We start from the raw sequence: 26,415 nt of genomic DNA on the forward strand, positions 1-26,415 counted from the left end.
CATCTGAAAGTGAACAAATGCAGTTACACATCAGCATTTGAGTACAAAAATTAATAATATATAGTATAACATTTGTAACAGTTAACAGCCCCCTTTCACAAGTTTAGTCGCCACAAATAAGTCCGGCCTTCCGGCACATTAAGAGAAGAGAAATTCATCCTCCGTGATCCCCTTTTGATTTTCCGTGAGATTCGCGGACCGGAGCTTCTTTGCGAAACCTAAACTTCAAATATGAAACAACCACTTACCAGCTGGCTGTTGATGATTTGTTGCCTGATGCTTCCCTGGTCCGTCCGGGCGCAGCAAAGCTCCAACGTCACCGTCAGCTCTATCCAAACGCCCGCGCTTACACCATGTTCCGGTCAGGGTACGTTTATTCTGCGGCTCACCAACATCAGCGCTTCGCCAATCAGCAACATTGTAATACGCGACTCCATGCCACCAGGCATCAGTTACGTAACCGGTTCCGTTTCCGGCACCAATGTTACCTTTGGCAGTACGATTGCCTCGAACGTGGTTACATTTAACGTCTCCAGCCTTCCTGCAAGCGGAACTGTTGACATCTCATTTACAGCTGCAGCCAGCTGTTCTGTATCAAACGTCGCAGCCAATATCAGCAATACGTACAAAGTAAGCTGGAGCACATTTTTCGCAGCACCATTGCAAACATCCAACTACAGCATTTTATTCCCTTCACTATCGATTACACCCGGCTCAACGGGCACTTACAATGCCAGTTGCCTGACACCTTTCGTAAGAGATATCACCATTTGTAACGGCGGTTTTGGCTCGGTAGACTCTGTAACATTTACTGATGCAGAAAGTAACAGCAGTCTGGTAGTTCAGGGTTTCAGTAACGGTGTTACAACAGGGCTGGGCACCAATAATGCGAAAACGGTTCTGAAAGCCGCAGATTTTGCAACAGTGGGTAATCACGATGGCAAGTTGGACCAGAACGAGTGTATTGTGCTGCACGATACAATGATGGTGGTAGGCAGCACCAGCCCTATTGCGGGAACATTAACAGCAAACTGGGGCTGTAACGGCAGCAACTGCAGCAACCCTACGAGTAATTCTACAACATTAAATACAACGATCAATGCGGCAAGCCCGCTTGCCCCGGCCCTGACCCGGACATTGTCTGTGCTCAGCCCGCCTGATAGTCCGAATCATATTTATGATCGACCAGTAACCTATATGGAAGTCGTAAAAAATAACTCCTCAGTTACCGCCCAAAGCGCTTTTATCAGGCCGTCGGTATATGGTCTCCGATATATCAACACAGATTCGATCTGGGCATCAAAAAATGGAGGTGCGAGATTTCACCCTGTTTTTTCTTCCACAGGCGGTTCACCTTATTGGAACACAGGCACACCTGCCGACTATGCTAATTCATTGACACCTTTTGCCAATTCATCGAAGCCTAATAACGCGTTGATCAGTCTGGGAAATCTTCTTCCGGGCGACAGTGTAGTCGTAACATTTGAAGTCCGAACAGCTGGCCCTCTATCCCGGATCAACGTAAGCATATTTGATCACTGTTTTTCCGAAGCGTCTTGTGGCGCTTGTTACCGGGCCTTGTACGGCCCTGCAATTTCGGGCGCGGTAGATGCAAATATGAGTTGGCAGGGCTGCCCTTCGGGAACTTATAATTCCTGTGCATTAAGCTTTCAGCAGAAATTATTTAACGGAACTAGTGCCGCGCTGATCAACGAATACAATCCAGTATCTGGTTATGGCAATATGATTGGGCGCTTCAACGGCTACAGCGGTTTTACGGACAGTACTAACCTTGATGGCCGACGCTGTGCTTATTTTGACAACGACACGCTGCGAATATTGATGCATGTCGACAATCTGGATCTTCCGTTCTACACAAACAAAAGTCAATTTTACATAAAGATCTATACCAATGGCGGCTCTAAATGGGATGGCAATTTAGCCCGCACATTTGGCCGGATTACCAGCTGGTCTGCTGCTCCATGGTATGCCGATCATGTGGTGGATAGTTCTGCCATTGACAGCACCATCAGGGTTTATTTCCGAAGGGGCAATTGTCCCATACCGGATTTTACAACTAAAGATGCGTCCAACAGTTATGGCGGTGGTGGCTGGGATTTAAACATAGGTTTCGTCAATACCTGTCCGGGGTCGGCGCAAAAAAGAGTGTACATGACTCGTGTCTACACCATTGACACAACTAGTGGTGAACCAGCGATCGAATCCGGAACGAATACTTTTCCATCTAACTATACCTGGAACAGTAAATGTGCAGGACCTTGTGCTGATGGCGTTTCTGTACTCGCCTACAATCAGGCCAGAACTACTTTCGGTGCACCAGATAACAATCAGGATGGTCTGCCTGATGCGACAGGAACTATTGACATGACCAAGGTAAAAACCAACATGATTACCTGGGGTGACACTATGCAATTGAAATTCCAACTAGTGGTGCATACGACCAATCCTGGTGGTGTGCCTTCGCTATATGTGAACAGTTCGATTAATTATTCTCCTACCAGCAATGCTATTATCTGCAATGGCTTTTTAAATAAAGATTTTCCAAAAATCACTTTGATAAGGCCCGGCGTTGGCACATTCACCGGCACTTCCAGTTCTATTCCGGTAAGTACAAATAATTTCTTCCTGTCAAACCTTTCGCTGCAGGGCACAGGCGGCGTCACCATTCCGGGCGTCACTACCTATCAGGAGGGTGATACCGTAATCATGACAGAGAATATATTTTACAATGAAGCGCACGGCGGCTGGGGCGACATAACCTGGAGTTTTTTGCATGTACCATATACCGCTACGGTGATAAACCCTACTGCGGCACAACAGATAAAATGCGACTCTGTAATCTGTAACTTTCATACAGTAGATTTTGATGTTGCCAGCAATACATCAAGAATAACGGCTAATTCCTGCAGTGATTCTGTCACCTTCCGATGGGGTATCCGCACCCAGGTATCTGGATCTGGCTGCGGCACTAATTATTTCCCTTATGAATCGCGCAATATTTACACACCGGCCTCAATTAAAATCAATATCCCTGCCGCCAGCAATTTTACATTCAGAAGTGTCAAACTTTATTGGACCCGGATTATTACCGGTTCGGGTAATCAATGCGGCACACCAATAAATGGAGTAACGCTTACGCCTGGCCAATATAATCTGGTCGGCGACACACTCTATCTTGATTTTCGCCAGCTGGTTAGCGCATTTGGGTTGGATTTCACGCAGAACAATATGTATTCTATCTTCCAAGTAGATGTAACCGTGAAATATAATCTTGCAGCAGCCGGTTGTACTAAAGATCATCTGAGTCCAGGCTATACATTTCCTGTTGTATACCGTTGTATCACCTCACGCCCAATGGATACAACGATAAACCCAACCAATTATAACGGCACAGGCAGTTCAGTAAATTCCGCCGTTTTAGGCTGGGCAGGCGCCAACGCCAATACTCCGGTACTTTACGCAGGCAGCACCATTACAGTCACTCAAAACAAAGTAATTGTGCCAGTGCGCTATACCGTCAACAACAACACCGGCCTCAACACCAATTGCTGGATGGCAATACCAGGTACAGCCGGTGTGAGCGTAGATAGTGTAAAAGAGCATGCGACCGGTATTCTGGTACCACAAACACCAGCCGGCAGCAACATCTATCAGCTAGGAACTGTAGGCGGCAACGGAGCTACTAAGGATTACGATGTGTACACACATGTTATTCTCTGTAACAACGGCAGCTTGACCATTTACACAGACCGTACACCTTGCACCGGATACCCTGCAAGCTGGGCCAGTTATGCCTGTCAGGCCAATGCACAGCAATCAACATTTAATTATGTAACGTTTGCCGGTGAACTGCAAATGGTAGATAGTTTGTTCTCTACATCCAAGGATATCTGTACCAATGACACGGTGCAATTTAAAGTCGTCAACAGCCAGACCCAAACCGCAAACACGCTGCGGGTCTCATTCACACTTCCGACGGCAATGTCACTCGTGTCGGGAGCAACTTATCTGAAATACGGCACTGGCAGTTTTGCATTGACGCAAGACCCCGTTTACAATGCAGGCATCTATACCTGGACCCAACCCGTAGGTGACACATTAGCGCCAATCAACACAGCTCCAAACAACCTGATGTATCTGCAGGTTGCACTTACAACGGATTGCGGATTTACTTCAGGCTCACAAATCAAAAGCGCTATTAACGGTAACGTAGCCTGCGGCGCCATCTCCAGCCTGTATAATACGAATCCGCCTGCGCTCAATATCAATGGCGCACCGTCACTCAGCTACTTCACCAATCCACAAGCAACTATTGAACAGCTGAGCTCTTGTGGTACAAGCAACGATAAGAACATCTATGTTGTACTACACATAAGCGGTGGCGCCACCAGAACGGGCGATACTGTAAAAGCAACGTTGCCGAAGGGTTATTATTTTACTTCCTATAATGCTGCCGCAACCGGCGCGCACAACGCACCTTCTGCTCAGCCGATACAAACGCTGATGCCGGACAGCACTACAGTGCTTAGCTGGTCTTACCCAGGTGGTGTAGCCGCGGGTGACAGTATTGTATTCAGCTTTAGGTACAATGAAATCAACAGAAGCAATAAATGCACGCCAAACCCTACCCGACTGGGTTATCTATCTACCTATATCAGCAGCGGCGTATTCTGTGTGAAAACCGGTGGCACCTGCGCCGTATCGATTGCGAACGGCACAGATACCAGTGTTCAGTTTCAGACGCAGCGACCTACGCTTTCAACCCGCATTGATAGCGTATTCTACGGACCAGGCGCAGCTCCTACAAGCCAACGCATCTATGCCAGCCAGCTCCATATCAGGGGAGTAATCAAAAATGCAGGTCCGGCAGCGGTTCCTGCGGGTACCCCAATCGATATGGAAACGTTTATCGACGTGGATAATAATGGTGTGATCAGCGCTGGCGACACGCAATACAACTCGTATATCTATACCGGCGGGCTTGCAGCGGGCGACAGCGTTACATTTGATTTCCTTGATACAACCAGTCACCGTTATTGCCTGCCTTGTTATCAGAAAAATGTGCTGATACGCTTCGCGGATTTGCCATCGCAACCATCGGGTATGTCTCAATGTCTCTGCGATTCCGTAACAGCAGTAATGCAACCGCAGGCGCTCGTTGTACTGCCGTTAAGTCTATCGATCGACGACTTCTCCATTACCCAGAAGAATTGTAATACGGCTGTGGTGCACTGGCGAAATCTGGAAACCCCTGCCCCTGGCGAGGCCTACAGCATTGAGCTTAGCAATGACGGATACCGTTTCAATTCGGTTCAGATGATTCCGGCAGTTGATCCGGCAGGCACGGCCTATACAAGAAATGTAGCGCTGCCGTCTGGCATTTCCTACATAAGACTGACGCAGATGCTCTCCAACAGAACTGTTTACAGTCCTGTATCAATGCTGCAAAATACCTGTGGCGGTGCTAAAGATGAATTCAGTGTTTATCCAAATCCTTATTACGATAATATACCGTTGATCGTGAAAGTGCAGGAAATTACCGCTGGAGTCATTCACCTGGAAGAAGTCAACGCAGCAGGTGTTGTATTAAGAACACTCGATAAAAATGTAACTGCAGGCAACACCGAGTTTGAGTTCCCTGGTTTTGGCGATCTGCCACCGGGCAACTATATCATTCGTGCAGTACATGCAGATGGAAATTTCGACAGCCAGAAAATCGTGAAAAAATAACGGGGATAGTAAGAAAGAATAAGCCCCTCAACATTGCGTTGAGGGGCTTTCTTTTTGCTTGTCTAAAAGTATTTTCTATATTACGGGTTGTACATTTTTAGTAGTACGTTATAAGTGACATCTTATAAGAGGTACTTATCACTCACAACTTATAACTTACTCAGGTACTACGAGACGGAAACCGTTACCGTGAATGTTTACGATCTCAACGGCAGAATCTTCTTTCAGATACTTACGCAGCTTGGCGATGTAAACATCCATACTACGCCCGTTGAAATAAGTATCACTACCCCAGATGCGCTTCAGCGCCGTTTCACGTGGCAACAGATCATTTTTATATTCACACAGCATCAGCAGCAGTTCGTTTTCTTTTGGAGAAAGTGTCTGCGTCTGGCCATCATGCTGCAGCGTACGAAGTTTGCTGTTGAAATGGTAGCTGGCAATATGAAATTCTACCTGAGAGTGTTGCTTCTCCTGCAGTTCCTGATTGCGTTTCAGCACCGCCTTGATTTTATGCAACAAAACCTCACTGTCGAAAGGTTTTGTGATATAATCATCTGCACCCAGTTTGTATCCGTTCAGGATATCTTCTTTCATGCTTTTCGCAGAAAGGAAGAACAAAGGTACATCCGGGTCTACATTACGGATTTCTTCAGCCAGCGTGAAGCCATCCATATTCGGCATCATTACGTCAAGCAGACAAATGTCAAATTTCTCACGACGGAAAGCGGCAAGGCCTAAAATACCATCGCGGGCCAGTTCTACTACAAAGTCATTCAATTCTAAATAATTCTTCAGCACCTGACCAAAGTTGGTATCGTCTTCTACCAACAATATTTTATACTTTTCTTTTTCCATAGTCTGTTAAATAACGTTTCCAAAAATAATGCGGTATTCTGAGTAAAGGTTCAATCTTTTGTTAAAAGAATCGTGGACAGTTATATAGTTTGCGTGCACTGCCGCCGCTTGTATAATGACCTTTATACACGATTCCGAATTCCAATGCGCCATTGCTCTGATTGTACGGAGCAAGTTTTGAGATGGTGAAATCATAGCTCACCATGGCACGCATCCCGCCCCATTCGTAGCCAAAGGTACCAATTACAGCCTCATTCCAGCGGTTAAACAAACCAAAGATCAATTGGCTGGCATCTTTTCCTTCGCCGCCGATATATACATCTGCGAGTGTTCCGTACACAAACTCGTAAGCTTTACTCTGGGTGGAAAAATACATGGACGGATTCAGCATAAATGAATTGCCCATCTTGAAAGTCGCATCCACATTGGCTGTTGGACGCATACCCAATTGATTATTCTGGCCGTAAAAACTTTCTTTCGGCTGATTAATCTGATCTACACCGGCGCCTATTTTGATGTACACATTATCGTTAGGGAAATAAGCATAGTTCAAACCAGCACCCACTTCCATATAATTAGTCTTCGCAACCCCTGCCTGTTCGCCATTCGGCAAAGAACCATTAAATGCAAAACCGTCCCACTGCATGTCAAAAGTGAGCTTGGTAAAGTCTACGCTTCGTTGCGCATAACTTCCGGAAAGCCCCATTGAAAGCATGCTGGAATTGCCCATTTGCAGGTGATAGGCAACATTACCCACTACCCGGTTAAGCGACAGGTTGCCATCGCCGGCCTTATCATTGAAAAATGCGACTCCGAATCCAAGCCAGTTACTTAACTGATCGGTATGCAGTGCCTGAAAATCAGCGTAAGCAGAAAACGTTTTATAAGGCACCGGAACAGAAGACCATTGATTACGGTAGTTGACGCCAACACGAAAATCGTTGTCGGGCATAAGTCCTGTATTCGCAGGATTGGTGAGCATCGGCGCATTATAATACTGCGAAAAATGAATGCCTTGTGCCATCGCATTTTGACCCAACATCAGACAAAGTACAGCAGGCAATATTCTTTGCTTTGCAAAACGAAACGTGCTTTGCAAACGGGCGGAGGTAATAATATTTTGAATGCTTTTCTTCATGATATTGTCTTATCGCAATAATGTAACATTTCCTTTTTTCTGCATTGAAGTGCCATCCACGAATGTAACGTTCAGCACGAAGGCGTAGGCATCTATTGGTTGTGGTTTACCCTGATAGGTACCATCCCAGCCTCTTTCCAGATCTGTACTTTCGAAAATCAGCTGTCCCCAGCGATTAAATATTTTCAGATCCATCGTTTCAATGGCGCCGCCGCGAACGTACAAAACATCATTGTTACCGTCACCGTTTGGACTAAAACCAGTAGGAATATCAGCTGCTGTATAAATTTCAGCGTCTACATATTTACAGACACTATCGGCACAGCCGTCGTTATTGCGCGCTACCAGGCAAACCTGATACTCGCCTGTCTTGCGGTAGAAATGGCTTGGATTTACCTCACCGCTTACTTTACCATCGCCAAAGTTCCAGGCATATATATCCGCATCTTTAGAAAGATTGGTAAACTGCACAGGTGTGTTCGGTATCGGTATCACCGGCGCAAAACTAAAGTCGGCGGTCGGCAAGGTTTTTATCGTCACCGTTTTCGTTACAGAATCCACTTTGTTACATGTAGCCGGATTGCTGGCAATAAGCGTTACGGTATAAGTTCCGGATGTAGCATACGTGTGTGAAAACGAAGTCAGTGCAGAAGTGCTGTCGTCACCGAGTTCCCACAACAAACTGCTCGCGTTGGTGGACGTGCTGGTAAATATTAATCCCGATTTCAAACAAACAGAATCTGGCACATCAATACCAGCTTTCACCAATGGATTATTAATCACAATAGTTCTGCTCATTGTATCCGGGCTGTTACACGCAGTAGTATCAATCATCACCAGCTGCACGGTGTAAGTACCCGCAGACGAATACGAATGCGTCGCTGGATTAAGACCATTGAACGAAGTGCCGTCACCGAAATACCAGATGAACTTCGTGAATGAAGCGGCACCTGGTGTGGTTCCATAAGTAGAATTATTCGTCAGCGCAATATTGAACGGATTACAGCTATCTGTCACTACTGCTGTAAAATCACTTTTCACAGAGTTAGTGTCTACAACAATTGTCAGATAAGCGGTATCACGTGTTTTACAGGCATTCGGATTGTAAATAGAAAGATAAGCATGGTAAACGCCGGCAGCATAGTATGTATGCGATGGAGAGAACGTTGTATCAACTGGTGTGTTGTCTCCAAAATGCCATGCGTAAGAGGTAGCGTTCAATGAACTATCTACAAAATGTACCGTAAACGGCGGACAACCTTTTGCATTCGGATTAGCACCTGCTTTTGCGTCTACCGCGCCGAGCTGAAATGCAATTTTCAGTGCGGCTTCGTTACAATTGAAACTACCATCAGTCGGGGCATAAACACCTGGTGTTGTCGGAAACGCCGGACCGGCACTGCCGCCACAATTAGCACAGATCGCCTGATACACTACACCGCTTTTATCAAATCGGCTGGTACCACCATCTACGTGTTCGCCATAACCTGCGTTCAAACTATATCTTCCATAATAAGTACCGTATAATAATGACTGCACGTTTTTGCTGAGTACAATAAAATAGAAATCGTACCCATCAGTTGTGCTTTGAGCAGCATTCGAAGTTATCGGCATACCAGTTGTAGTACCTATCGTGGCCGGCATCTGCGTAATCGCCAGATTACCGCCCCAGCCTGAGATATAGATATTCTGACAGGTATCAACCAGGAAAGCTACCGGAGAAATATTGGTATGGCTCGGATCGCCAGAGCCGTAAACAGTTGAGAATATATTGGTAGAAAGATTCTTATCCATTTTGATCACAAACTGCGAAGAGTTTGGATTGGAATAACCGGCATTCACCACCGGAAAAACACCACCGAGCGATTGTCCCATGGCATATAGATTGTCTTCCATATCCATTTGCAGACCATATACCTGGTCATAATTCGCAGTACCGATAGCAGTACATTTTTCCAGCGTATAACTACCGCTATTCAGGAAACGAGCGATGTAACCATCGGTACCACCGATATAGCTGCTATGATAAGTTCCGGTTGTAAATGGAAAACCTGTTGCACTCATTGTTCCGCCACCTACAAACAAATGCGTCTGTGCCGAATCGAGCGCCAGCACATAACCTGCATCATCAGAAGTACCACCGAGGTAAGTACCCCAAATCATGGACGTAAGCGTTGGATTCATTTTTATAACCACTCCGTCTTGCCCACCCTGCAAAGTTGTTTGCGTCGCGTTCACTGTCGGAAAATCGGTAGAATTCGTAGACGTTGTCACATACACATTGCCTTGCTTATCGAGGATCACTTCGCTACGTGCATCATCGCCATAGTTATGCTTCAGATTACCATACACATATTCGCTCGGGTCAAAATTCATACAGTCATTACCAGAACCGCCCACATAAGTAGAACCGATCAATGCGGTTGCAGTAGTATTGAGTTTTATAATTACTATATCTGCGTTGCCATTCATGCTGGTATCATACGCAGTAGCCGTAACAGGGAAGTTATGCGAATAAGTACGACCAGCGATCACCAGATTATTACTGGCATCCACCATCATACTCTGCGGCTGCTCGTTACTATTGCCACCAAGGTAAGTAGCCCATATTTTTGTTGTGCCTGTCGGGTTAAATTTCATGATACCCATATCACATGCGTATTCGCTGCCTGTGATATAATCACCACCACCATAGCTGATCTGAAAAGCCCCTGTCGAAACCGGATAGCCGGTACCGTTCACTAGCCCTCCTGCATAGAAATTACCTGCATTGTCGTACGTAGCTGTAAAACCCCAGTTATCAGCTGTAGAGCCCGTAAACGTACAAAACACAACAGTGGGATCGATGATTAATGGTTTGGTATGATCATAATCTCCGGTAACATCATAAGTAATCACATCGTTTTTCAATACATAACGACAAGCGATTTCTTTACGGCCACCATCTGTGTATTGATAAGTATATGGCTTCATTTCCTGTACCTCACCAACAGAAGTACCAATTACCAGATTGCCATTTTTGATTGTCAGTTTATCGGCGCCTTCATAACGCAGACGAATGATGTTTGTATTAGTCCCCGGCTGAATAATGAAATCGTATTTAAGGTTATTATTTTCCGAAGAAACGTGCATATCTACGCCCGGATAAAGACCCGTATAGTCCAGCATCAATGCAGGATGAATACCTGTTTTCCAGCGCGTGCTGTCATTACCCAGAAAATAATTGTAGTACCAGCTTTGCTCTTTACCCGGTTTGATCGCAGGTTTGGCAGCACCATCAAAATACATGCGGTATGCATGAAATTTCAGCATTTCAGGACCTTTCACCTGCCCATGCTTCACGGCATCTGCACGATCTTTATTAGAGGGATCGCCGATGAGATAAGTAAAATTATTTTCAGCAAGATAAACGTCACCTTTACCGGTAACCGATTTATAACGAAACGGACCATCCCATTGCCCACGGTTTTCGATAAACTCCAACGGCGTGTTTACAGCAGGTACTGCCTGCAATAGGGATGGAATGCAAAACAGTAAGGAAAATAAAAAGTAGATTTTCTTCATCGGAAAAAATAAATGTCTGAAGTGGCCAGAGTAGTAAATTTAATATTTTTCTGTCTTAATATAGAAGACAGATTTCCAGCCCGGAAAGTCAGGTTAATACATTCTACAAAAAGAATATATCTTATCGAAAAGGGGTAAAAATCCCGAAGGCAATGCAATTGCCTTAAAAAATGAAGGAAAAAGGGCAACAGGTTTAGTTTACCACCTTGTCTGCACAGCAGCTGCTGGCAAATGCCTCCGGTTTGGCCTTGAACGCAAAACCCATTCCGAGAATGTAGCCCATCGCTTCACGCAGGGCTTCATTGCTCTTAAACTGTGGATTAGTATTGATATCGGCATGGACCTCCATATCTACATCAAACTCATTAAATAAATCACACAGTTCGTAAGCGATTTCAATGCTTTTTGCCACCTCTACAAGCATTCTCTCTTTGATGGAATACGGCTGTTTCGTTTTTTCGTTGTGAATAAACATGAACCCTCCATGTTTCTCCCGCAGAAATACGATCACCGTCGCAAATTCCGTCTCTTCACCACGTACCTGAGAATCAGTCCCGATACACACCTTCAGATGAAAACCTGCATTTCGTTCTTTAATAATTGCTTCTTTTACCGCCGTCTTGATCGGCAAGTGGATGCTTTGTCCACTAAATGTCCGCCATTGCATGGGCATAAGTTTTTGCTTTTATTAAAGTTAAATACAATATTGTTACGAAATCATTAAGGAAAACAACAAATATTATAGAAATAAACAGTTTATCAACATTTTATATTCTAGCTGAAAGCCCAATGCTAAAAACCTAAAGCTTGCGCATGTTTTCACAATTTTAGGCGTTAGGCGTTGAGCTTTAGGCTAAAAAAAAACCGGAACACTGTTGCGTTCCGGTTTTTCTATGTAAACTGACCGTTGAACAGTCAGGAAATGTACAGCTACTAGTAGTCCATACCCATTCCACCACCGCCTGGCATTGCAGGTGCAGCAGATTTTGGTTCTGGTTTGTCAGCAATCACACATTCAGTAGTCAACAGCATACTTGCGATTGAAGCAGCGTTTTCCAATGCTACGCGGCTTACTTTAGTTGGATCGATAACACCTGCAGCCAGCATGTTTTCGTAAACTTCAGTACGAGCGTTAAAGCCGAAATCTGCACTACCTTCTTTCACTTTCTGAACGATGATAGAACCTTCGATACCTGCGTTTTCAACAATCGTGCGGAGCGGAGCTTCGAGTGCACGGCGGATGATAGCGATACCTGTGTTTTCATCGTTGTTATCACCTTTCAGTTCAGCCAGTGCATCGATAGCACGGATGAATGCTGTACCACCACCAGGAACGATACCTTCTTCTACAGCAGCGCGTGTAGCGTGCAGCGCATCGTCAACGCGGTCTTTTTTCTCTTTCATTTCTACTTCAGTAGAAGCACCTACGTACAGAACAGCAACACCGCCGCTCAGTTTCGCCAGACGCTCCTGAAGTTTTTCACGATCATAGTCAGAAGTAGTTACTTCCATCTGAGCTTTGATCTGATTTACGCGAGCTACGATATTTTCTTTTTCACCTTTACCGTTTACGATCGTAGTGTTGTCTTTATCGATAGTAATGCTTTCTGCCTGACCGAGGTAAGCCATAGAAGCATTTTCCAGTTTGTAACCCTGTTCTTCACTGATTACAGTACCGCCAGTCAATACAGCGATATCCTGCAGCATTTCTTTACGACGGTCACCGAAACCTGGAGCTTTTACAGCAGCGATTTTCAGAGAACCACGCAGTTTGTTTACTACCAGTGTAGCCAGTGCTTCACCGTCTACATCTTCAGCGATGATCAACAGCGGACGACCACTTTGAACTACGCTTTCCAGAATAGGAAGAATATCTTTCAGTGTGCTTACTTTCTTCTCATAAATCAAGATGAAAGGATTTGACAGTTCTACCTGCATTTTCTCTGTGTTAGTCACAAAGTACGGGCTCAGGTAGCCACGGTCAAACTGCATACCTTCTACTACTTCTACAGTAGTGTCAGTACCTTTTGCTTCTTCTACAGTGATAACACCTTCGTTACCTACTTTAGCCATTGCTTCAGCGATCAGTTTACCGATAGTACCGTCGTTGTTTGCAGAGATGGTAGCAACCTGCTCAATTTTCTGATTGTCGTTACCTACAGTCTGGCTTTGTTTTTTCAGGTTTTCAACTACAGAAGCAACTGCTTTGTCGATACCACGTTTCAGATCCATTGGATTAGCACCAGCAGCAACGTTTTTCAAACCTTCGCCGATGATAGCCTGAGCCAGTACAGTTGCAGTTGTAGTACCGTCACCTGCTACGTCAGCAGTTTTAGAAGCTACTTCTTTCACCATTTGTGCACCGATGTTCTCGATTGCATCTTCCAGTTCAATTTCTTTAGCTACAGAAACACCATCTTTAGTGATTCCGGGAGCACCGAATTTTTTTTCGATCACTACGTTACGACCTTTAGGACCGAGTGTTACTTTCACTGCATCAGCAAGCACGTCAACGCCTTTTTTCATTTTGTTGCGGGCGTCTGTATTAAAGAAAAGTTGTTTTGCCATTGTAATTAATTTGAGAATCCGACAATTTGCCTATTCGACAATTTGTCGATTTGTAAATGAAACTTGATTTTAAATAAGAGGCCGAATTGCCTCACTTGCGAATTGATTAAACGATCGCGAGGATATCGCTTTCACGCATGATCAGCAGATCTTCACCTTCAATGCTGATCTCTGTACCTGCATATTTACCATACAGAACAGTATCGCCCGATTTTACGGTCATTGGTTCATCTTTTTTACCAGGACCAGCCGCTACTACGGTGCCACGTTGTGGTTTTTCTTTTGCTGTATCAGGGATGATGATACCGCCGGCAGTTTTTTCTTCAGCAGCTGCAGGTTTTACGATTACACGGTCGTGAAGTGGTGTAATGTTTGCCATAGTTGTTCTTTATTTTTAAGATGATTAAATACTAAGTATAATAAAAGACTCATCATCTTTTATGCCAAAGCAAATGTCAGTCAATTTTGCAGCAAAACGGGGCGCCATTTATTATTTTATGGAAAAAAATTGGACAAAATTTCATACTCGGCTGAAATCCACCTGTTCATTTTGTCAGCAATCATCTGTCAGCTATTTTTGTCAAAAATTTCATTATGGCATTACCAATAGGACAACCAGCTCCGGATTTCAAACTTTTCGACAGTGAAAAAAATGAGGTAAAACTTTCTGACCTCCAAGGCAACAACGTAGTACTGTTGTTCTTCCCGCTGGCATTTACCGGCACTTGCACCACAGAACTGTGCTCTATCCGTGATAGCTACAATATTTACGAAGGCCTGAACGCGAAAGTACTCGGCATTTCTGTTGATTCGCTGTTTTCTCTGGACAAGTTCAAAAAAGAACAAAACCTGAACTTCCCGCTCCTGAGCGATTTCAACAAAGAAGCATCTGTTGCTTACAACTCTCTGTATGAAGATTTCGCTTTCGGCATGAAAGGTGTTTCTAAACGTGCAGCATTCGTTATCGACAAAGCTGGTAACGTTCAGTACTCAGAGGTATTAGATAAGGCATCCGATCTGCCGAATTTCGACGCAATCAAAGAAACACTGGCTACACTGAACTAATCGCCGGTGAAACGTCAAACGTCAGTGGGCCTATCGTAACAATCTCAAGTCGACGCAAGAAGACACTCATAAACGGTCGGGCGACTCTACGTTGTCTGACCGTTTTCCTTTTGATAACCACAAATCGACCTTGACGTTTCACATCTGATTTCAACCTAAAAACGAAAAAGCTGCCCTGGGGCAGCTTTTTCTGTTTATAACTAAACAATTCTCTATTTCTTCGGAGCTGGTTTGCTCATGATACCTTTCATCTGCTGAACGAAGCTGTTTGTCGGCTCAATAGCAGCAACTTTATCCAAATAAGACTGAGCAGTCGCTTTATCACCTTTATTGTAGTAATACAAAGTCAGGTATTGATAAGCTTGCATCAGATCCGCCTTTTTATCGTAAGTAGGACCTACTTTTTCCAGCCATTTTGTGTAGAATGGAGCAGCAACACCTGTTTTACCTTCGTTGTCTACCGCAGCAGCAACGCGGCCACGCCAGTAAGTGGCTGACGGCTGATCAGGATATTTAGTTTCCATTTGTTCAAATGCTTTGGCTGCTACATCGTAATTTTTAGAGTAGTATGCCATCGCCCCCCACCAGAAATAATCCAACGGTTGTGTTTCCGGATAAGTTGTTACGAGTTTACCATACCATTCTGCAGATTTTGCGTAGTCTTTAGCATCTTTAAAGCTTTCCGCGATCTGACGTTCCACATCAGACTTGTTGCTTGCAGTATCTGCCTGATCGGCTTTATTATAATAATAGTTAGCGGAGTCAGGCATATTGCTCTGGTTCATGATTTTTGCGTAGTACAGATAGTCCGAGTAAATAATTTTAGACGGTTCCTGCTTCGCAAAGAAAGTTCTCATGTTCTGCAGCGCATTTGGATAATCTTTAGTTTCATATTGACTGTAACCAAGAATACGATACAGATACGCTTTGTTTGCACCGCCATTGATCAGCTCCTGCAGTTTGCTGATTGCAGCAGGGTAATCTTTTGACAAGTACAAAATATTAGCGTATTGCATCTGATCTTCGATAGATTTATCAGACAGTTGCAGGTATTGCTCAATGTTTTGTTTTGCGAGATCGTATTTACCTACCCAGAAGTAAGCATTCGCGAGATCACGGTAAGGCAGTGGGTTAGACGGATCAGCATCTTTTGCTTTACCATAGCTTTCCAGCGCCAGTTTGTAGTTTTTCGCAGCATACCAGAGTGCACCGATACGAGAGAAAGCCAATGAGTTTTTAGGATCTTTACTGGTTACGCTTTCCCAGTTGTTCATGGCTTCACCACCGCCACCTTGTACTTGTTGGTAAGCATCGCCTAAAGCGATATGTAAGTCTGCGTTGTCATTTTTTGCCAGAGCAGCTTTGTACCAGGTAATCGCCTGTTGCTTGTCGCCGCCTTCTGTATAAGTGATCGCATCAGCAGCATATTTCAGCGGCTCCCATTCTTTCTTCTTCGTAGCATCTGCCACTTCTTTAGCAATACGGGACCCCTCTGCAACATTCTTTTCTGTAAATGCTACACGTGCCATACCGGCTTTGTTTGCCAGATCTTCCGGAAATTTCGCGAAATCGGCTTTAGCGGCAGCAGGGTTATCGAGTCCCAGCTCGGCGATACCTAAATAATAGTTTGCAGTAGCATTGCTTCCGGCCAATGGAGCGAGAATCTTTTTGGCTGATTCATAACGCTCGTACTTAATCATTTTAATGCCGTCTTCAAGAGATTGTGCCTGTGCGCTGAAACCAAATGCAACAGCAGCTACAATAGCAATCGATTGTTTCATCATTTTCATTATGTTTTTCATTGCAGGGCAGGTTTATCGCTACCCTTTACATGTACATTTTATTCTATAGAACTAATTTTTATGTCGGTTATTGCCCACTGTTCACCGTAGCTTCCCTTATGACAATATTCATACGAAGCGGAAATAAGTGAGAATGCGCAAAGATAAGTTGTCCACGCTCTTTACTTAAAAAGTTAGCAAATCCCGTGCCTAAACCCGGATAAGTCTCACTAGTGATAAAATAAAGATTGCGGGTTAATGGGTATAATTTCATTGCGATCCAGGCCTGATATGGCTGATAAAACCGCTGTGTACTATCGTTTTGTATAGATGCAACTTTTATCTTTTTCATAAAGGATTCGGTAGCCGAATCGTCTGCACCACTTACATAACTCAAACCAATGAAGCCGATCGCATCGGGATTTTTTGCCACATAGTCCACAACCTGACTGTTGCTTTTTGCCGCAAAAACGTTGGCACCGAGCTTATCCGACTTCAGCAGGGAATCTGTCATATAACGTACCGTGCTGGAACCCTGATTATCAAATACCACTGTATACTTCTTCTTATACTGACCAGTCAGAATGCCTTTTATCTGTTCTACACTTAACAGACTGTCGGGAGAAGAAGGATTTATGATGACTGCCACAGCATCTTTTGCCAGCGCCATTGAAGTTGGTACAAGTTTATTCTGCTCGCAGATCTGTTTTTCACCGCCGTTCAGCTCGCGCGTTACGAGAATGAGTCTTGATTTACGATCAAGCAGGTCTTTGAAACATTCTGATTCGGGCTTGTAATGTGCAGTGATATGCGCATCCGGAAAACTACTGTCGAATACCCGGAGTTGCTCGGCAATAATTGGCTGATATGTTTCATCTACCGAAATATCAATATTACCGCTTGTAGTTGTGTCAGTCGGCTTTTTAGTATCATCCTGGCAGGACGAAAAAAATAAACCGGCGGCCAGAGCCAGTGATATGGTCTTAAACCATTGCATGGGCGCAATTTTAGTTATTATTTAAAAGAAAAGCATGACCTCACATTCTGTTCTAACAATAATTTAACAGCAGATCAAAAAGTTATGTCAAATTATCTTTTGTTGATGTCATCAAATTGTTTGCGGACTTTATCCAGCCGCGATCTTCTGATATCCATAAAACCTCTCCACAGCCGAAATACACCATAAACAATCATAAGTCCGCCCAATGTATAAGCCAGGCCGGGCCCTAATGGCACCTGACCATAAACTTTCATATACACGATGGTAATACCAACAAGCAGGTAGACCAAACCCATGCCAATATTGAGCGTTGACTGGAAACGGCTGTAAGTACCATTACTATTTTGCTGACGCTCTTCGTAGCTCATCTGTTGCATAAATTTTTGCGATTTAAAATTAGGCATTAATACAGAAATCTGCCAGAAAGGATGAAATTAAAAACAGTACATATTAAGCAAATACTGTTCGTTTTCTGAAGAATCCGTTTTTGTTTTATAAGACACAAACGGCCGGGAAATGCATAATCTTAAAAGTCAATTCTTTGGTAAAATAAAAAAAGAGACTGCGGGTTAATACAGTCTCTTTTTTAAATACGCTAAAAATTAAAAACTTATTTCTTAGCGGCTGCCTTTTTAGGCGCAGCGTTTTTAGCAGGAGCAGCTTTTTTAGCTACTGCTTTCTTTGGTGCTGCAGCCTTTTTAGCTGCTGCTTTTTTAGCAGGAGCAGCTTTCTTAGCTACTGCTTTTTTAGCAGGAGCAGCTTTCTTGGCAGCTGCTTTCTTAGCAGGTGCGGCTTTTTTAGCTACTGCTTTTTTAGCCGGAGCTGCTTTTTTTGCTACAGCTTTCTTAGGAGCTGCTGCTTTTTTTGCTGGCGCCGCTTTTTTTGCTGCGGCTTTTTTTGCTGTTGCCATAACCTTTGTGAATTTAAGGGTTAAAAAAAAAATCTTTATGGCAAAACAGCCGAGCGGGTTAGGCTTCGGCTGTAGCTGTTACTGTTTTTACAGAAATCAATGTTTTTGTACGTGTTTTGCGGAACTCGACGATACCGTCAGCCAGCGCAAAAATGGTAAAATCTTTACCTACACCTACATTTGTACCAGGATGGTAAACAGTACCACGCTGACGTACGATGATGTTACCAGCAACGGCAGGCTGACCACCATAGATTTTCACTCCAAGACGCTTACTACGCGAGTCCCGGCCGTTCTTTACACTACCTTCACCTTTTTTATGTGCCATTTTTTATTATCTCTTTACGAATTTACAAAAATAAAATTAATAAATCAATGATTAAGCAATTTCACTGATCTTGATCTTTGTCAGATACTGACGGTGACCATTGCTCTTCTGATAACCTTTACGGCGCTTTTTCTTAAACACGATAACTTTATCGCCTTTGAGGTGATCAATGATTTCAGCCTGTACTTTGGCAGTACCACCGAGAGTGACGTTACCTTCTGCACTGGTCATCAGTACATCAGAAAACTCAACCTTATCGCCTACGTTTCCTGACAGGCGGTGAACAAACAGTTCCTGGTCCTTTTGAACTTTAAATTGCTGACCAGCTATAGATACAATCGCAAACATGACGCTCCTAAAATATTTCGCGCAAAGTTAATACTCTTTCGGTTTTAGACAAATTAATTTTTCTACTTTAGTCAATTCGCCCTGTAAAATACCAGTTATAACATTTCTTCCTCACAAGTTTCTGGTTCAGAATTGTACATTTGCCGTCCACGTTTTAAGAGAGAGATGAAGATAAAATCTTTTCTGGCCAAGCCGTATGCCGCCATCATTCATGGCAAAATACGCAAGGGAATGGCCACTGCAGTTGCCGATCAGCAATCGATTTTACAAAATCTGCTGAAAATAGGCAGCGGCACTACCTTCGGGAAAGACCATCATTTACAGGAAGTCAAAACCTATGATGCCTATAAAAATGCTGTGCCGGTTCGCGATTACGAAACCTTCAAACCATATATTGAACAAATAAAAGCTGGAGGCCAAAACATACTCTGGAAGGGCAAACCAATCTATTTTGCCAAAACTTCCGGCACTACCAGTGGTGCCAAATACATTCCGATTACAAAAGAGTCGATTCCCAATCATATCAATACAGCCAAAAACGCGCTGCTCTGCTATATGGTGGAAAGTGGCAACACTTCTTTCGCCGACGGCAAAATGATTTTTTTATCAGGATCCCCTGAACTGGAGCGTGTGGGCGGCATTCCAACCGGACGACTCAGCGGCATTGTAAACCATTTTGTACCAGGCTACCTGCGCACGAATCAGCTTCCTTCTTACGAAACCAATTGTATCGAAGACTGGGAAACCAAGCTGGACCGTATCGTCAATGAAACGATGAACCAGAATATGAGTCTCATCAGCGGTATTCCACCATGGATGCAGATGTATTTTGACTGGCTGAGCGAAAGAAGCGGTGGTAAAAAAATCAAACAATTATTCCCCAACCTGCAGGTAATTGTGCATGGCGGCGTAAACTTTGAACCTTATAAGGCCAAATTATTTGACAGCTTGGGTGGGAAAGTAGATGCCATTGAAACTTTCCCTGCTTCGGAAGGCTTTTTCGCCTTTCAGGATACACTGGAGAACGAGGGTTTGCTGCTGAATACTAATTCCGGCATCTTCTACGAATTTATTCCTGCAGGAGAAGTTTTCAACGAAAATCCAACACGTCTTTCACTGGCAGATGTGAAACTCGGTGAAAATTATGCACTGATTGTAAACAGCAATGCCGGCCTTTGGGGCTACAATATCGGCGACACCGTACGTTTCGTAAGTCTGAATCCTTACCGTATTCTGGTAACAGGTCGTATTAAACATTTTATCTCTGCCTTCGGCGAACACGTCATTGGCGAGGAAGTAGAACAAGCCTTACTGGCAGCTGCAAAAGAACAACATGCGCACATTATAGAATTCACGGTAGCGCCACAAATTCAGACCTCAGGTGAATTGCCATACCACGAATGGTTTATTTCTTTTGAGAAAGCTCCTGACAATCTGGAAGCCTTTGCCAAAGCGATCGACAATCATCTGCGCAGCAAAAATATTTATTACGACGACCTGATTACGGGCAGTATTCTACAACCGCTGAAGATTCGCGAAATGCAGCCGGACGCGTTTATTGAATACATGAAATCGATCGGAAAACTGGGCGGGCAAAATAAAGTGCCGCGCCTCAGCAATGACCGAAAACTGGCGGATGCACTGCAACCCTGGAGAAAATAAATGATTTTTTAAGCGGGAAGTTTCGAAAGAGCTTCCCGTTTTTTATTTCGGTTTCTTCTTTCAAATTTTACCTTTGTCGCCAGAAATAGATTGTTTTGTTAAAGGCATATTTTCAAAAGACGATTGTGGAAGCAGGCTGTGATGAGGCCGGACGCGGCTGTTTGGCCGGTCCTGTATTTGCAGCAGCGGTAATTCTTCCCAAAAACTTTCGTCATCCTTTGCTCAACGACAGTAAACAGCTGAAAGAATCGGACCGTGAATTATTGCGCCCGATTATTGAGAAAAAAGCAATCGCGTGGTCGGTACAGCAGGTAGATCATGAAGAAATAGACCGAATTAATATTCTGAAAGCTTCATTCAAAGCCATGCACCTGGCAATCGATGAATTGATGGTTCGCCCCGAATTACTATTGATCGATGGTAACCGTTTTTCTCCTTATTTCGGCATTCCGCATCAATGTTTCGTAAAAGGCGATGGCAGATTTGCCTCTATTGCAGCAGCAAGTATTCTGGCCAAAACCCACCGTGACGAGTACATGCAGCAACTGCACACACAGTTTCCAGATTATGGCTGGGATGCCAATAAAGGCTACGGCACATTAGCGCACCGTCGTAAGATCGTGGAGATCGGCTTTTCACCATTTCACCGTAAAACTTTTAAAGTGGATCTCAATTTTGAGAACGCTGCAGCAGAAGAAATTGCGGAAGATTAGCCATACAGGCATTAAGCCAGCAACAAATTGATCTCGAAAATTGTCCCCACCGGATCGTTATCTTTTACACCAATACTTCCCTTATGCTGTTTTACAATTTTTCGGGTAAGATATAAGCCCAGACCAGTTCCTTTACTTTTTCGCGTGCTTTCATTACCGATGCGGTAGAATTTATTGAAGATTTTTTTCTTCTCGTTATCGGGAATTCCCTGCCCTTCATCTGCCACTTGAAACGCAAGCTGATTGCCATTCTTTTTCAGATAAACGGTAATCAGCGTTTTAGAAGGCGTGTATTTGATGGCGTTTTCCAGCAAATTATTGATGGCCATTTGCAGCAGCAAACGATCACCATTTACTTGCAAGTTTTCATCCATTTCGGATTCGAATCTGCCCTGATAGCGGATATTATATTCTTTTACCGATTGCAGCAAAAGTTCAGAGAAATCAAATTTTTCACGCGCGGCTACGTACTGGTGCCCTTCCATCTGCGAAGCAATGAGCATATTATTGCAGAGATCGTTCAGCCGGTTAGATTCGGTAATACACCGTTCCAGTAGCTTGGCTTTTTTATCTTCGTCAAGCGCATATTTCTCCAACGTCTGTAAATTCAGTTTCATGGCCGCAATTGGAGATTTTAACTCATGAGTCACGGAAAGCATGAAATTATTTTGCTGCCGCGAAAGACGGATACTGCGACGAAAGGAAGTATACACTACAGCAGCGCCGATAAAGATTACCACCAAAAAGGTGAAGCCTTCACCGAAATACTGCGCTCTCCTGCTTTCTCTTTTTTTGTTGAGTACTGCCAGATTGGCTGCGAATACCTCAGGATTGCTCACACTATCTATGTGTTCTTTTAATGCGAAACGCTCCTGCTGATATATAATCTGGCTCTGGTGCTCCAGGCTGAATCCCCAAAACACAAGCGCCGCAATGATATAGGCCAGCAACAAAAGGTATACAGTATTAAAAAAACGCATGCTAATTAAAAGTCAAAGGTCAAAAGGAGCTTAATGCTCAAAGCCTAAAGGCTTGTCCCCTTCGACTCCGATCAGGGTGACAAGCCTTTATTATGTTTTAATTTCGTGCAACATTGCGATCCGCGCCTCTTTCCACGCGCAGGCCTACCTGCAATACTTCAGACAATGGATTGACGCGCATATTTTGCTGCAATTTTATTTCGTAGGTTCCCTTTTTTCGCAAAATAGAACGATCGCCCGGTTCCGTAAGCGGAATACGCTGTTCCCAGATTTCACCCATGCCACGGCCCATCCATTGGCCGGTACTAGCGGCCAGTGTCACCTCAATTGGCATTTTAGAAAATGAAGTATCACCCGGCTGCTTCATATAAATGTTCATCCAGATATTTGAAAACTGGTAAGCATCGGTATGACGAATGATAAAATACATATCATACAGTGACGTCGTGTCTGTCACATCAATCTTAAATGTTGGCTGATAACTGAACTGCCAGGCATTTTGCGGAATGGTGTATGACTTTTGATAATAGGGCGATGGCATACATCCTGCCAGCATTAAAAAAGAGATAAATATTAAAGCGTAGAATTTCATTTAAGTTTTTATGATTTTCGGAGCAGCCCCGCTATAATTTAGTTTGCCTAAACGAACAAACTACAAAATATTCAATACTTGTTCTTTTGCTTTTTCCAGTTCGTCCTTCATCTGTACCACGATCTGCTGAATATCGGCATCGTTGGCCTTTGCGCCCAGCGTGTTGATTTCGCGGCCTACTTCCTGCAATACAAAGTTGAGCACTTTACCTTTTGAGATTTCCGGCTTAGAAAGAATTTCACTGAAATACGTGCAGTGCAGTTTCAAACGAGTTTTTTCTTCAGAGAAATCGCTGCGCTCGATATAATAAATCAATTCCTGTTCCAGACGGTTATTGTCGACCTTCTCAACAGAGATATCTTTCAGTGAACCCATAATGCGCGCACGAACGCGTTCTGTACGCTGAGCCTCGAGCGGAAGAATTTTTTCAAGCAGTGCTTCAATATTAGCAATTCGTTGTGCCAGATCTTTTTTCAGAACTGCGCCCTCGTTTTTGCGATGTTGCATCAATTGCTCCGCAGCCGCTTCGATTACTTTTTTCACTTCAAACCATTCTGCTTCCGGCAATACATCCTGGTCAGCAGAAACAATTTCGGGCATACGCATCAATGTAGACAAAATATTATCCTCTGCGGTAAGATTCAGCTCATCGGCAATCTGCTTCATGCTTTGATAGTAGAAGCGCGCAAGCGATGTATTGACAGTCATCGGACGGGAAGCACCTTCCTGCTTTACAGAAACCGTGAGATCCATAGTTCCCCGCATCAAAGCTGTATTGAGCAGACTACGGATGTCCAGTTCATAAGAACGTAAAATGGGCGGAAGCTTGGTCATTACATCAAATTGTTTGCCGTTGAGAGATTTGATCTCTACGACTACCTGGCGTCCGTTAACGTCAGCTTCTGCGCGGCCAAAGCCTGTCATCGAATACAGCATACTCTTTTCTTCTTTGAAACAAAAGTCTATAAAGGTTTTACAATAAAAAAACTTCTGACAGGATTTATGCAAAAAACTATGTAAAATCGTCTTAAAAGTATTAGAAATATCGGGACGGGGAATATAATTCGGTTATTTTTGTCGTTCATCGTAAAAATATTTTACGCATGCGATTTGCTGCAACAATCTGTTTACTCATCATATCATTTTCTGTTTTCGCGCAGCAGCCAAATGCGTCGAAAGCGGATCTGGAAAAGCGTCGCCAGGCGATCATCGAATCTATTAAAGAGACTCAGGCACAACTGGAGATCACCAAGCAAGATAAGAAAGCTACGCTTACACAGCTACGCGCATTACAGGCCAAACTGGATGCCCGTCAGCGACTGATCGGCAATATTAATGAAGAAATCGGCCAGATTGACAACACGATCCATACGTCTTCTAACGAAGTAACGAGTCTGCAAGGTCGTCTGGAAATGTTGAAAGCCCGTTATGCGCAATCACTGCGCTATGCCTACCGCAACCGGAATTCTTACAATATGCTGGCATTCTTGTTTTCTTCTGCCGACTTTAATGAAGCCGTGCGCCGCATGAAGTATCTGAAAAGATATCGTGATTACCGCAAGGAACAAGCCGATGAAATCCGCTATACGCAAGGCCAGATCAAACAAAAAATCACTGTACTGAATACGCAGAAAACGCAGAAAAGTATGTTGTTGTCTGCTGAAGAACAGCAAAAACAAACTTTGCAGCAAGAAACCAATCAAACCAATGCTGTTGCCAAAGAATTGAAAGGCCGTGAAAAGGAGCTGGCATCGGAAATTCAGAAAAACGAAAAATCGAAACGTGAGGTAGAGCACGCCATCAGCCGTGTTATCCAACGTGAGATTGAGCTGGCACGAAAAAAAGCAGAAGAAGAGGCTCGTAAAAAAGCGGAAGAAGAACGCAGACAAGAACAGCAAAGACAAGCCGCCGCTGCTGCTGCCAACAAAGGCAACAACGGGGTGAAACTAAATACAGGCTCCGGTATGCGTGGTGAAAGCGGGAATACATCAACAGGAAATTCTCATACTGCAACTACGCCTAACAATAATAATGCAGGTACTGCAGTCGCCAGCAACGTGCCGCCGCCACGTCACAAACCTACAGAAGACGTATCCTATAAAATGATGCTGACGCCGGAAGCAACAGCATTGTCTAACGGATTTCAGGCTAATCAGGGCCGTTTACCATGGCCTGTAGAAAAAGGCTTTATTTCTGCACATTTCGGTAAGCAGCAAAGCCCGCTGGCAGAAAAAGTATATATCGATAATCAGGGTATCAAAATCACAGTGCCTGCGGGCAGTACGGCAAGAGCTGTATATGATGGCGTAGTGACTGGCGTGGTTTATGTTGCCGGCAAACAGCTCGTCATGATAAACCATGGTGATTATTATTCGGTTTACATGGGGCTTTCTTCTGTAAACGTAGCTAAAGATCAAAAAGTACACGCCAAACAAGTGATCGGTACCATAGGTCAGAATGACGACGGCGCTACAGAACTTGATTTTCAGATCTGGAAGGTGAATGCGAAAGGTCAGTCAACCAGAGTGAATCCGGAAGGATGGATCGCGCACTAATTATTATGGCGAATGGTCAACCGTGAATCGTGAATGACCCCTAAAACTTCATAAAAATTCAACAAAAAACCTGTGTCGAAAAATGCAGGTTTTTTGTTTAGTTACTGGCTTGCATAAACGTAGCCGGGATCGATGAACGTATAAATATAAGTGACTTCGCGGCGACGTTTTGTTACATCCTTGCCGGAGATATCATATGATTTTTCATTGAAAATATTTCTCAGGGAAGAATTGCTATAATGCTTATTGGCACTATCTGCCGGGGAATTTAAATAGCGGCTAACGCGATAATTCCCATCGAAAACTACTTGTGCCGAATCACAAACATAACGTCCGTAGTCGCTCGTAGATGCGACCGCAAAATTAGCTTCTCGCGAATCCCAATTGACTTTCTCCAAAGTGCTGCCCGGCGCTACGCGCAACGTATCAACCTCTCGTGTGCCATCTTTTGGATAATAATACAATATCGCGATTTCATGAGCAGTTTCATTTTTGAAATAAACATGGGTAGTGGTAGAATCTAAATCCGGATGCAAAAAGCAAGATGCAAAACACAGGGTTAGTAATACAAAAAATAGTTTCTTCAAAAAAATCCCGCACCA

At 43.9% G+C, this 26,415-nt stretch carries 21 protein-coding genes; 5 read left to right on the plus strand and 16 right to left on the minus strand.

Features of this window, described 5'->3' with window-relative positions; genetic code table 11:
• Positions 1–231 precede the first annotated feature (231 nt).
• Complete coding sequence (locus tag DN068_RS14455) at positions 232–5,751, plus strand: T9SS type A sorting domain-containing protein (RefSeq protein WP_110999644.1); 5,520 nt, start codon at positions 232–234, stop codon at positions 5,749–5,751.
• Positions 5,752–5,907: 156 nt separating this feature from the next.
• Here DN068_RS14455 and DN068_RS14460 read toward each other — a convergent pair whose 3' ends face one another.
• The 6 genes from DN068_RS14460 to DN068_RS14485 form a co-directional block, all read right to left on the minus strand.
• Positions 5,908–6,609, minus strand: a complete 702-nt coding sequence (locus tag DN068_RS14460) for a response regulator transcription factor (protein ID WP_110999645.1) — start codon at positions 6,607–6,609, stop codon at positions 5,908–5,910.
• 61 nt (positions 6,610–6,670) lie between these two features.
• Positions 6,671–7,747 carry a PorP/SprF family type IX secretion system membrane protein gene (locus tag DN068_RS14465; RefSeq protein WP_110999646.1) on the minus strand — a complete coding sequence of 359 codons (1,077 nt, stop codon included), beginning with the start codon at positions 7,745–7,747 and terminating at the stop codon, positions 6,671–6,673.
• 9 nt (positions 7,748–7,756) lie between these two features.
• Positions 7,757–11,311 carry a DUF7948 domain-containing protein gene (locus DN068_RS14470; protein ID WP_110999647.1) on the minus strand — a complete coding sequence of 1,185 codons (3,555 nt, stop codon included), beginning with the start codon at positions 11,309–11,311 and terminating at the stop codon, positions 7,757–7,759.
• A gap of 193 nt (positions 11,312–11,504) precedes the next feature.
• Positions 11,505–11,978: a ribonuclease H-like YkuK family protein gene (locus tag DN068_RS14475; protein ID WP_110999772.1), complete on the minus strand. Its 474-nt coding sequence runs from the start codon at positions 11,976–11,978 to the stop codon at positions 11,505–11,507.
• Between the two features lie 266 nt (positions 11,979–12,244).
• Positions 12,245–13,879: a chaperonin GroEL gene (gene groL, locus DN068_RS14480; protein ID WP_110999648.1), complete on the minus strand. Its 1,635-nt coding sequence runs from the start codon at positions 13,877–13,879 to the stop codon at positions 12,245–12,247.
• Positions 13,880–13,985: 106 nt separating this feature from the next.
• Entirely contained in the window at positions 13,986–14,258 is a 273-nt protein-coding gene (locus tag DN068_RS14485) for a co-chaperone GroES (protein WP_110999649.1), read from the minus strand.
• Between the two features lie 215 nt (positions 14,259–14,473).
• Here DN068_RS14485 and DN068_RS14490 point away from each other — a divergent pair, with 215 nt between their 5' ends.
• The gene (locus DN068_RS14490) at positions 14,474–14,944 is read left to right on the plus strand and encodes a redoxin domain-containing protein (protein ID WP_110999650.1); all 471 of its coding nucleotides are present in this window, start codon (positions 14,474–14,476) and stop codon (positions 14,942–14,944) included.
• Positions 14,945–15,156: 212 nt separating this feature from the next.
• Here the strand turns inward: DN068_RS14490 and DN068_RS14495 are convergent, their stop codons facing one another.
• The 6 genes from DN068_RS14495 to rplU all read right to left on the minus strand — a co-directional run bounded on the left by DN068_RS14495 (position 15,157) and on the right by rplU (position 19,311).
• Entirely contained in the window at positions 15,157–16,746 is a 1,590-nt protein-coding gene (locus DN068_RS14495; protein WP_110999651.1) for a tetratricopeptide repeat protein, read from the minus strand.
• A gap of 67 nt (positions 16,747–16,813) precedes the next feature.
• Positions 16,814–17,722, minus strand: a complete 909-nt coding sequence (locus DN068_RS14500; RefSeq protein WP_110999652.1) for a PstS family phosphate ABC transporter substrate-binding protein — start codon at positions 17,720–17,722, stop codon at positions 16,814–16,816.
• Positions 17,723–17,814: 92 nt separating this feature from the next.
• Positions 17,815–18,093 carry a hypothetical protein gene (locus tag DN068_RS14505; RefSeq protein ID WP_123985357.1) on the minus strand — a complete coding sequence of 93 codons (279 nt, stop codon included), beginning with the start codon at positions 18,091–18,093 and terminating at the stop codon, positions 17,815–17,817.
• Between the two features lie 242 nt (positions 18,094–18,335).
• On the minus strand, positions 18,336–18,635 hold the full coding sequence (locus DN068_RS14510; RefSeq protein WP_110999654.1) for a hypothetical protein: 300 nt from the start codon (positions 18,633–18,635) through the stop codon (positions 18,336–18,338).
• A 58-nt stretch (positions 18,636–18,693) separates the two neighbouring features.
• On the minus strand, positions 18,694–18,963 hold the full coding sequence (gene rpmA, locus DN068_RS14515; RefSeq protein ID WP_110999655.1) for a 50S ribosomal protein L27: 270 nt from the start codon (positions 18,961–18,963) through the stop codon (positions 18,694–18,696).
• A gap of 51 nt (positions 18,964–19,014) precedes the next feature.
• Positions 19,015–19,311, minus strand: coding sequence for a 50S ribosomal protein L21 (gene rplU, locus DN068_RS14520; protein WP_110999656.1), 297 nt, complete (start codon positions 19,309–19,311; stop codon positions 19,015–19,017).
• A gap of 165 nt (positions 19,312–19,476) precedes the next feature.
• On the opposite strand from rplU, the gene DN068_RS14525 reads away from it, so the two are divergent.
• A complete protein-coding gene (locus DN068_RS14525) occupies positions 19,477–20,973 on the plus strand; it encodes a GH3 auxin-responsive promoter family protein (protein ID WP_110999657.1) in 1,497 nt (498 codons plus the stop codon).
• Between the two features lie 95 nt (positions 20,974–21,068).
• Positions 21,069–21,686: a ribonuclease HII gene (locus DN068_RS14530; RefSeq protein WP_110999658.1), complete on the plus strand. Its 618-nt coding sequence runs from the start codon at positions 21,069–21,071 to the stop codon at positions 21,684–21,686.
• 11 nt (positions 21,687–21,697) lie between these two features.
• On the opposite strand, the gene DN068_RS14535 is transcribed toward DN068_RS14530, so the two are convergent.
• The 3 genes from DN068_RS14535 to DN068_RS14545 all read right to left on the minus strand — a co-directional run bounded on the left by DN068_RS14535 (position 21,698) and on the right by DN068_RS14545 (position 24,194).
• Positions 21,698–22,666, minus strand: coding sequence for a sensor histidine kinase (locus DN068_RS14535; protein WP_110999659.1), 969 nt, complete (start codon positions 22,664–22,666; stop codon positions 21,698–21,700).
• 97 nt (positions 22,667–22,763) lie between these two features.
• Positions 22,764–23,258: a gliding motility lipoprotein GldH gene (locus DN068_RS14540; RefSeq protein WP_110999660.1), complete on the minus strand. Its 495-nt coding sequence runs from the start codon at positions 23,256–23,258 to the stop codon at positions 22,764–22,766.
• Between the two features lie 60 nt (positions 23,259–23,318).
• The gene (locus tag DN068_RS14545; RefSeq protein ID WP_110999661.1) at positions 23,319–24,194 is read right to left on the minus strand and encodes a YicC/YloC family endoribonuclease; all 876 of its coding nucleotides are present in this window, start codon (positions 24,192–24,194) and stop codon (positions 23,319–23,321) included.
• A gap of 167 nt (positions 24,195–24,361) precedes the next feature.
• On the opposite strand from DN068_RS14545, the gene DN068_RS14550 reads away from it, so the two are divergent.
• Positions 24,362–25,813 carry a murein hydrolase activator EnvC family protein gene (locus DN068_RS14550; protein ID WP_110999662.1) on the plus strand — a complete coding sequence of 484 codons (1,452 nt, stop codon included), beginning with the start codon at positions 24,362–24,364 and terminating at the stop codon, positions 25,811–25,813.
• Positions 25,814–25,914: 101 nt separating this feature from the next.
• Here DN068_RS14550 and DN068_RS14555 read toward each other — a convergent pair whose 3' ends face one another.
• Entirely contained in the window at positions 25,915–26,400 is a 486-nt protein-coding gene (locus DN068_RS14555; RefSeq protein WP_123985358.1) for a hypothetical protein, read from the minus strand.
• Positions 26,401–26,415: the final 15 nt, after the last annotated feature.

The sequence above is a fragment of the Taibaiella soli genome (genome assembly GCF_003236175.1).
In the GTDB taxonomy this organism is placed as follows: domain Bacteria; phylum Bacteroidota; class Bacteroidia; order Chitinophagales; family Chitinophagaceae; genus QKTW01.

What these genes read in the sequence shown, in the direction of transcription:
- DN068_RS14455 (WP_110999644.1), top strand. Translation starts at nt 232, where the DNA reads ATGAAACAACCACTTACCAGCTGGCTGTTGATGATTTGTTGCCTGATG.
- DN068_RS14460 (WP_110999645.1), bottom strand. Translation starts at nt 6,609, where the DNA reads ATGGAAAAAGAAAAGTATAAAATATTGTTGGTAGAAGACGATACCAAC.
- DN068_RS14465 (WP_110999646.1), bottom strand. Translation starts at nt 7,747, where the DNA reads ATGAAGAAAAGCATTCAAAATATTATTACCTCCGCCCGTTTGCAAAGC.
- DN068_RS14470 (WP_110999647.1), bottom strand. Translation starts at nt 11,311, where the DNA reads ATGAAGAAAATCTACTTTTTATTTTCCTTACTGTTTTGCATTCCATCC.
- DN068_RS14475 (WP_110999772.1), bottom strand. Translation starts at nt 11,978, where the DNA reads ATGCAATGGCGGACATTTAGTGGACAAAGCATCCACTTGCCGATCAAG.
- groL (WP_110999648.1), bottom strand. Translation starts at nt 13,879, where the DNA reads ATGGCAAAACAACTTTTCTTTAATACAGACGCCCGCAACAAAATGAAA.
- DN068_RS14485 (WP_110999649.1), bottom strand. Translation starts at nt 14,258, where the DNA reads ATGGCAAACATTACACCACTTCACGACCGTGTAATCGTAAAACCTGCA.
- DN068_RS14490 (WP_110999650.1), top strand. Translation starts at nt 14,474, where the DNA reads ATGGCATTACCAATAGGACAACCAGCTCCGGATTTCAAACTTTTCGAC.
- DN068_RS14495 (WP_110999651.1), bottom strand. Translation starts at nt 16,746, where the DNA reads ATGAAAAACATAATGAAAATGATGAAACAATCGATTGCTATTGTAGCT.
- DN068_RS14500 (WP_110999652.1), bottom strand. Translation starts at nt 17,722, where the DNA reads ATGCAATGGTTTAAGACCATATCACTGGCTCTGGCCGCCGGTTTATTT.
- DN068_RS14505 (WP_123985357.1), bottom strand. Translation starts at nt 18,093, where the DNA reads ATGAGCTACGAAGAGCGTCAGCAAAATAGTAATGGTACTTACAGCCGT.
- DN068_RS14510 (WP_110999654.1), bottom strand. Translation starts at nt 18,635, where the DNA reads ATGGCAACAGCAAAAAAAGCCGCAGCAAAAAAAGCGGCGCCAGCAAAA.
- rpmA (WP_110999655.1), bottom strand. Translation starts at nt 18,963, where the DNA reads ATGGCACATAAAAAAGGTGAAGGTAGTGTAAAGAACGGCCGGGACTCG.
- rplU (WP_110999656.1), bottom strand. Translation starts at nt 19,311, where the DNA reads ATGTTTGCGATTGTATCTATAGCTGGTCAGCAATTTAAAGTTCAAAAG.
- DN068_RS14525 (WP_110999657.1), top strand. Translation starts at nt 19,477, where the DNA reads ATGAAGATAAAATCTTTTCTGGCCAAGCCGTATGCCGCCATCATTCAT.
- DN068_RS14535 (WP_110999659.1), bottom strand. Translation starts at nt 22,666, where the DNA reads ATGCGTTTTTTTAATACTGTATACCTTTTGTTGCTGGCCTATATCATT.
- DN068_RS14540 (WP_110999660.1), bottom strand. Translation starts at nt 23,258, where the DNA reads ATGAAATTCTACGCTTTAATATTTATCTCTTTTTTAATGCTGGCAGGA.
- DN068_RS14545 (WP_110999661.1), bottom strand. Translation starts at nt 24,194, where the DNA reads ATGCTGTATTCGATGACAGGCTTTGGCCGCGCAGAAGCTGACGTTAAC.
- DN068_RS14550 (WP_110999662.1), top strand. Translation starts at nt 24,362, where the DNA reads ATGCGATTTGCTGCAACAATCTGTTTACTCATCATATCATTTTCTGTT.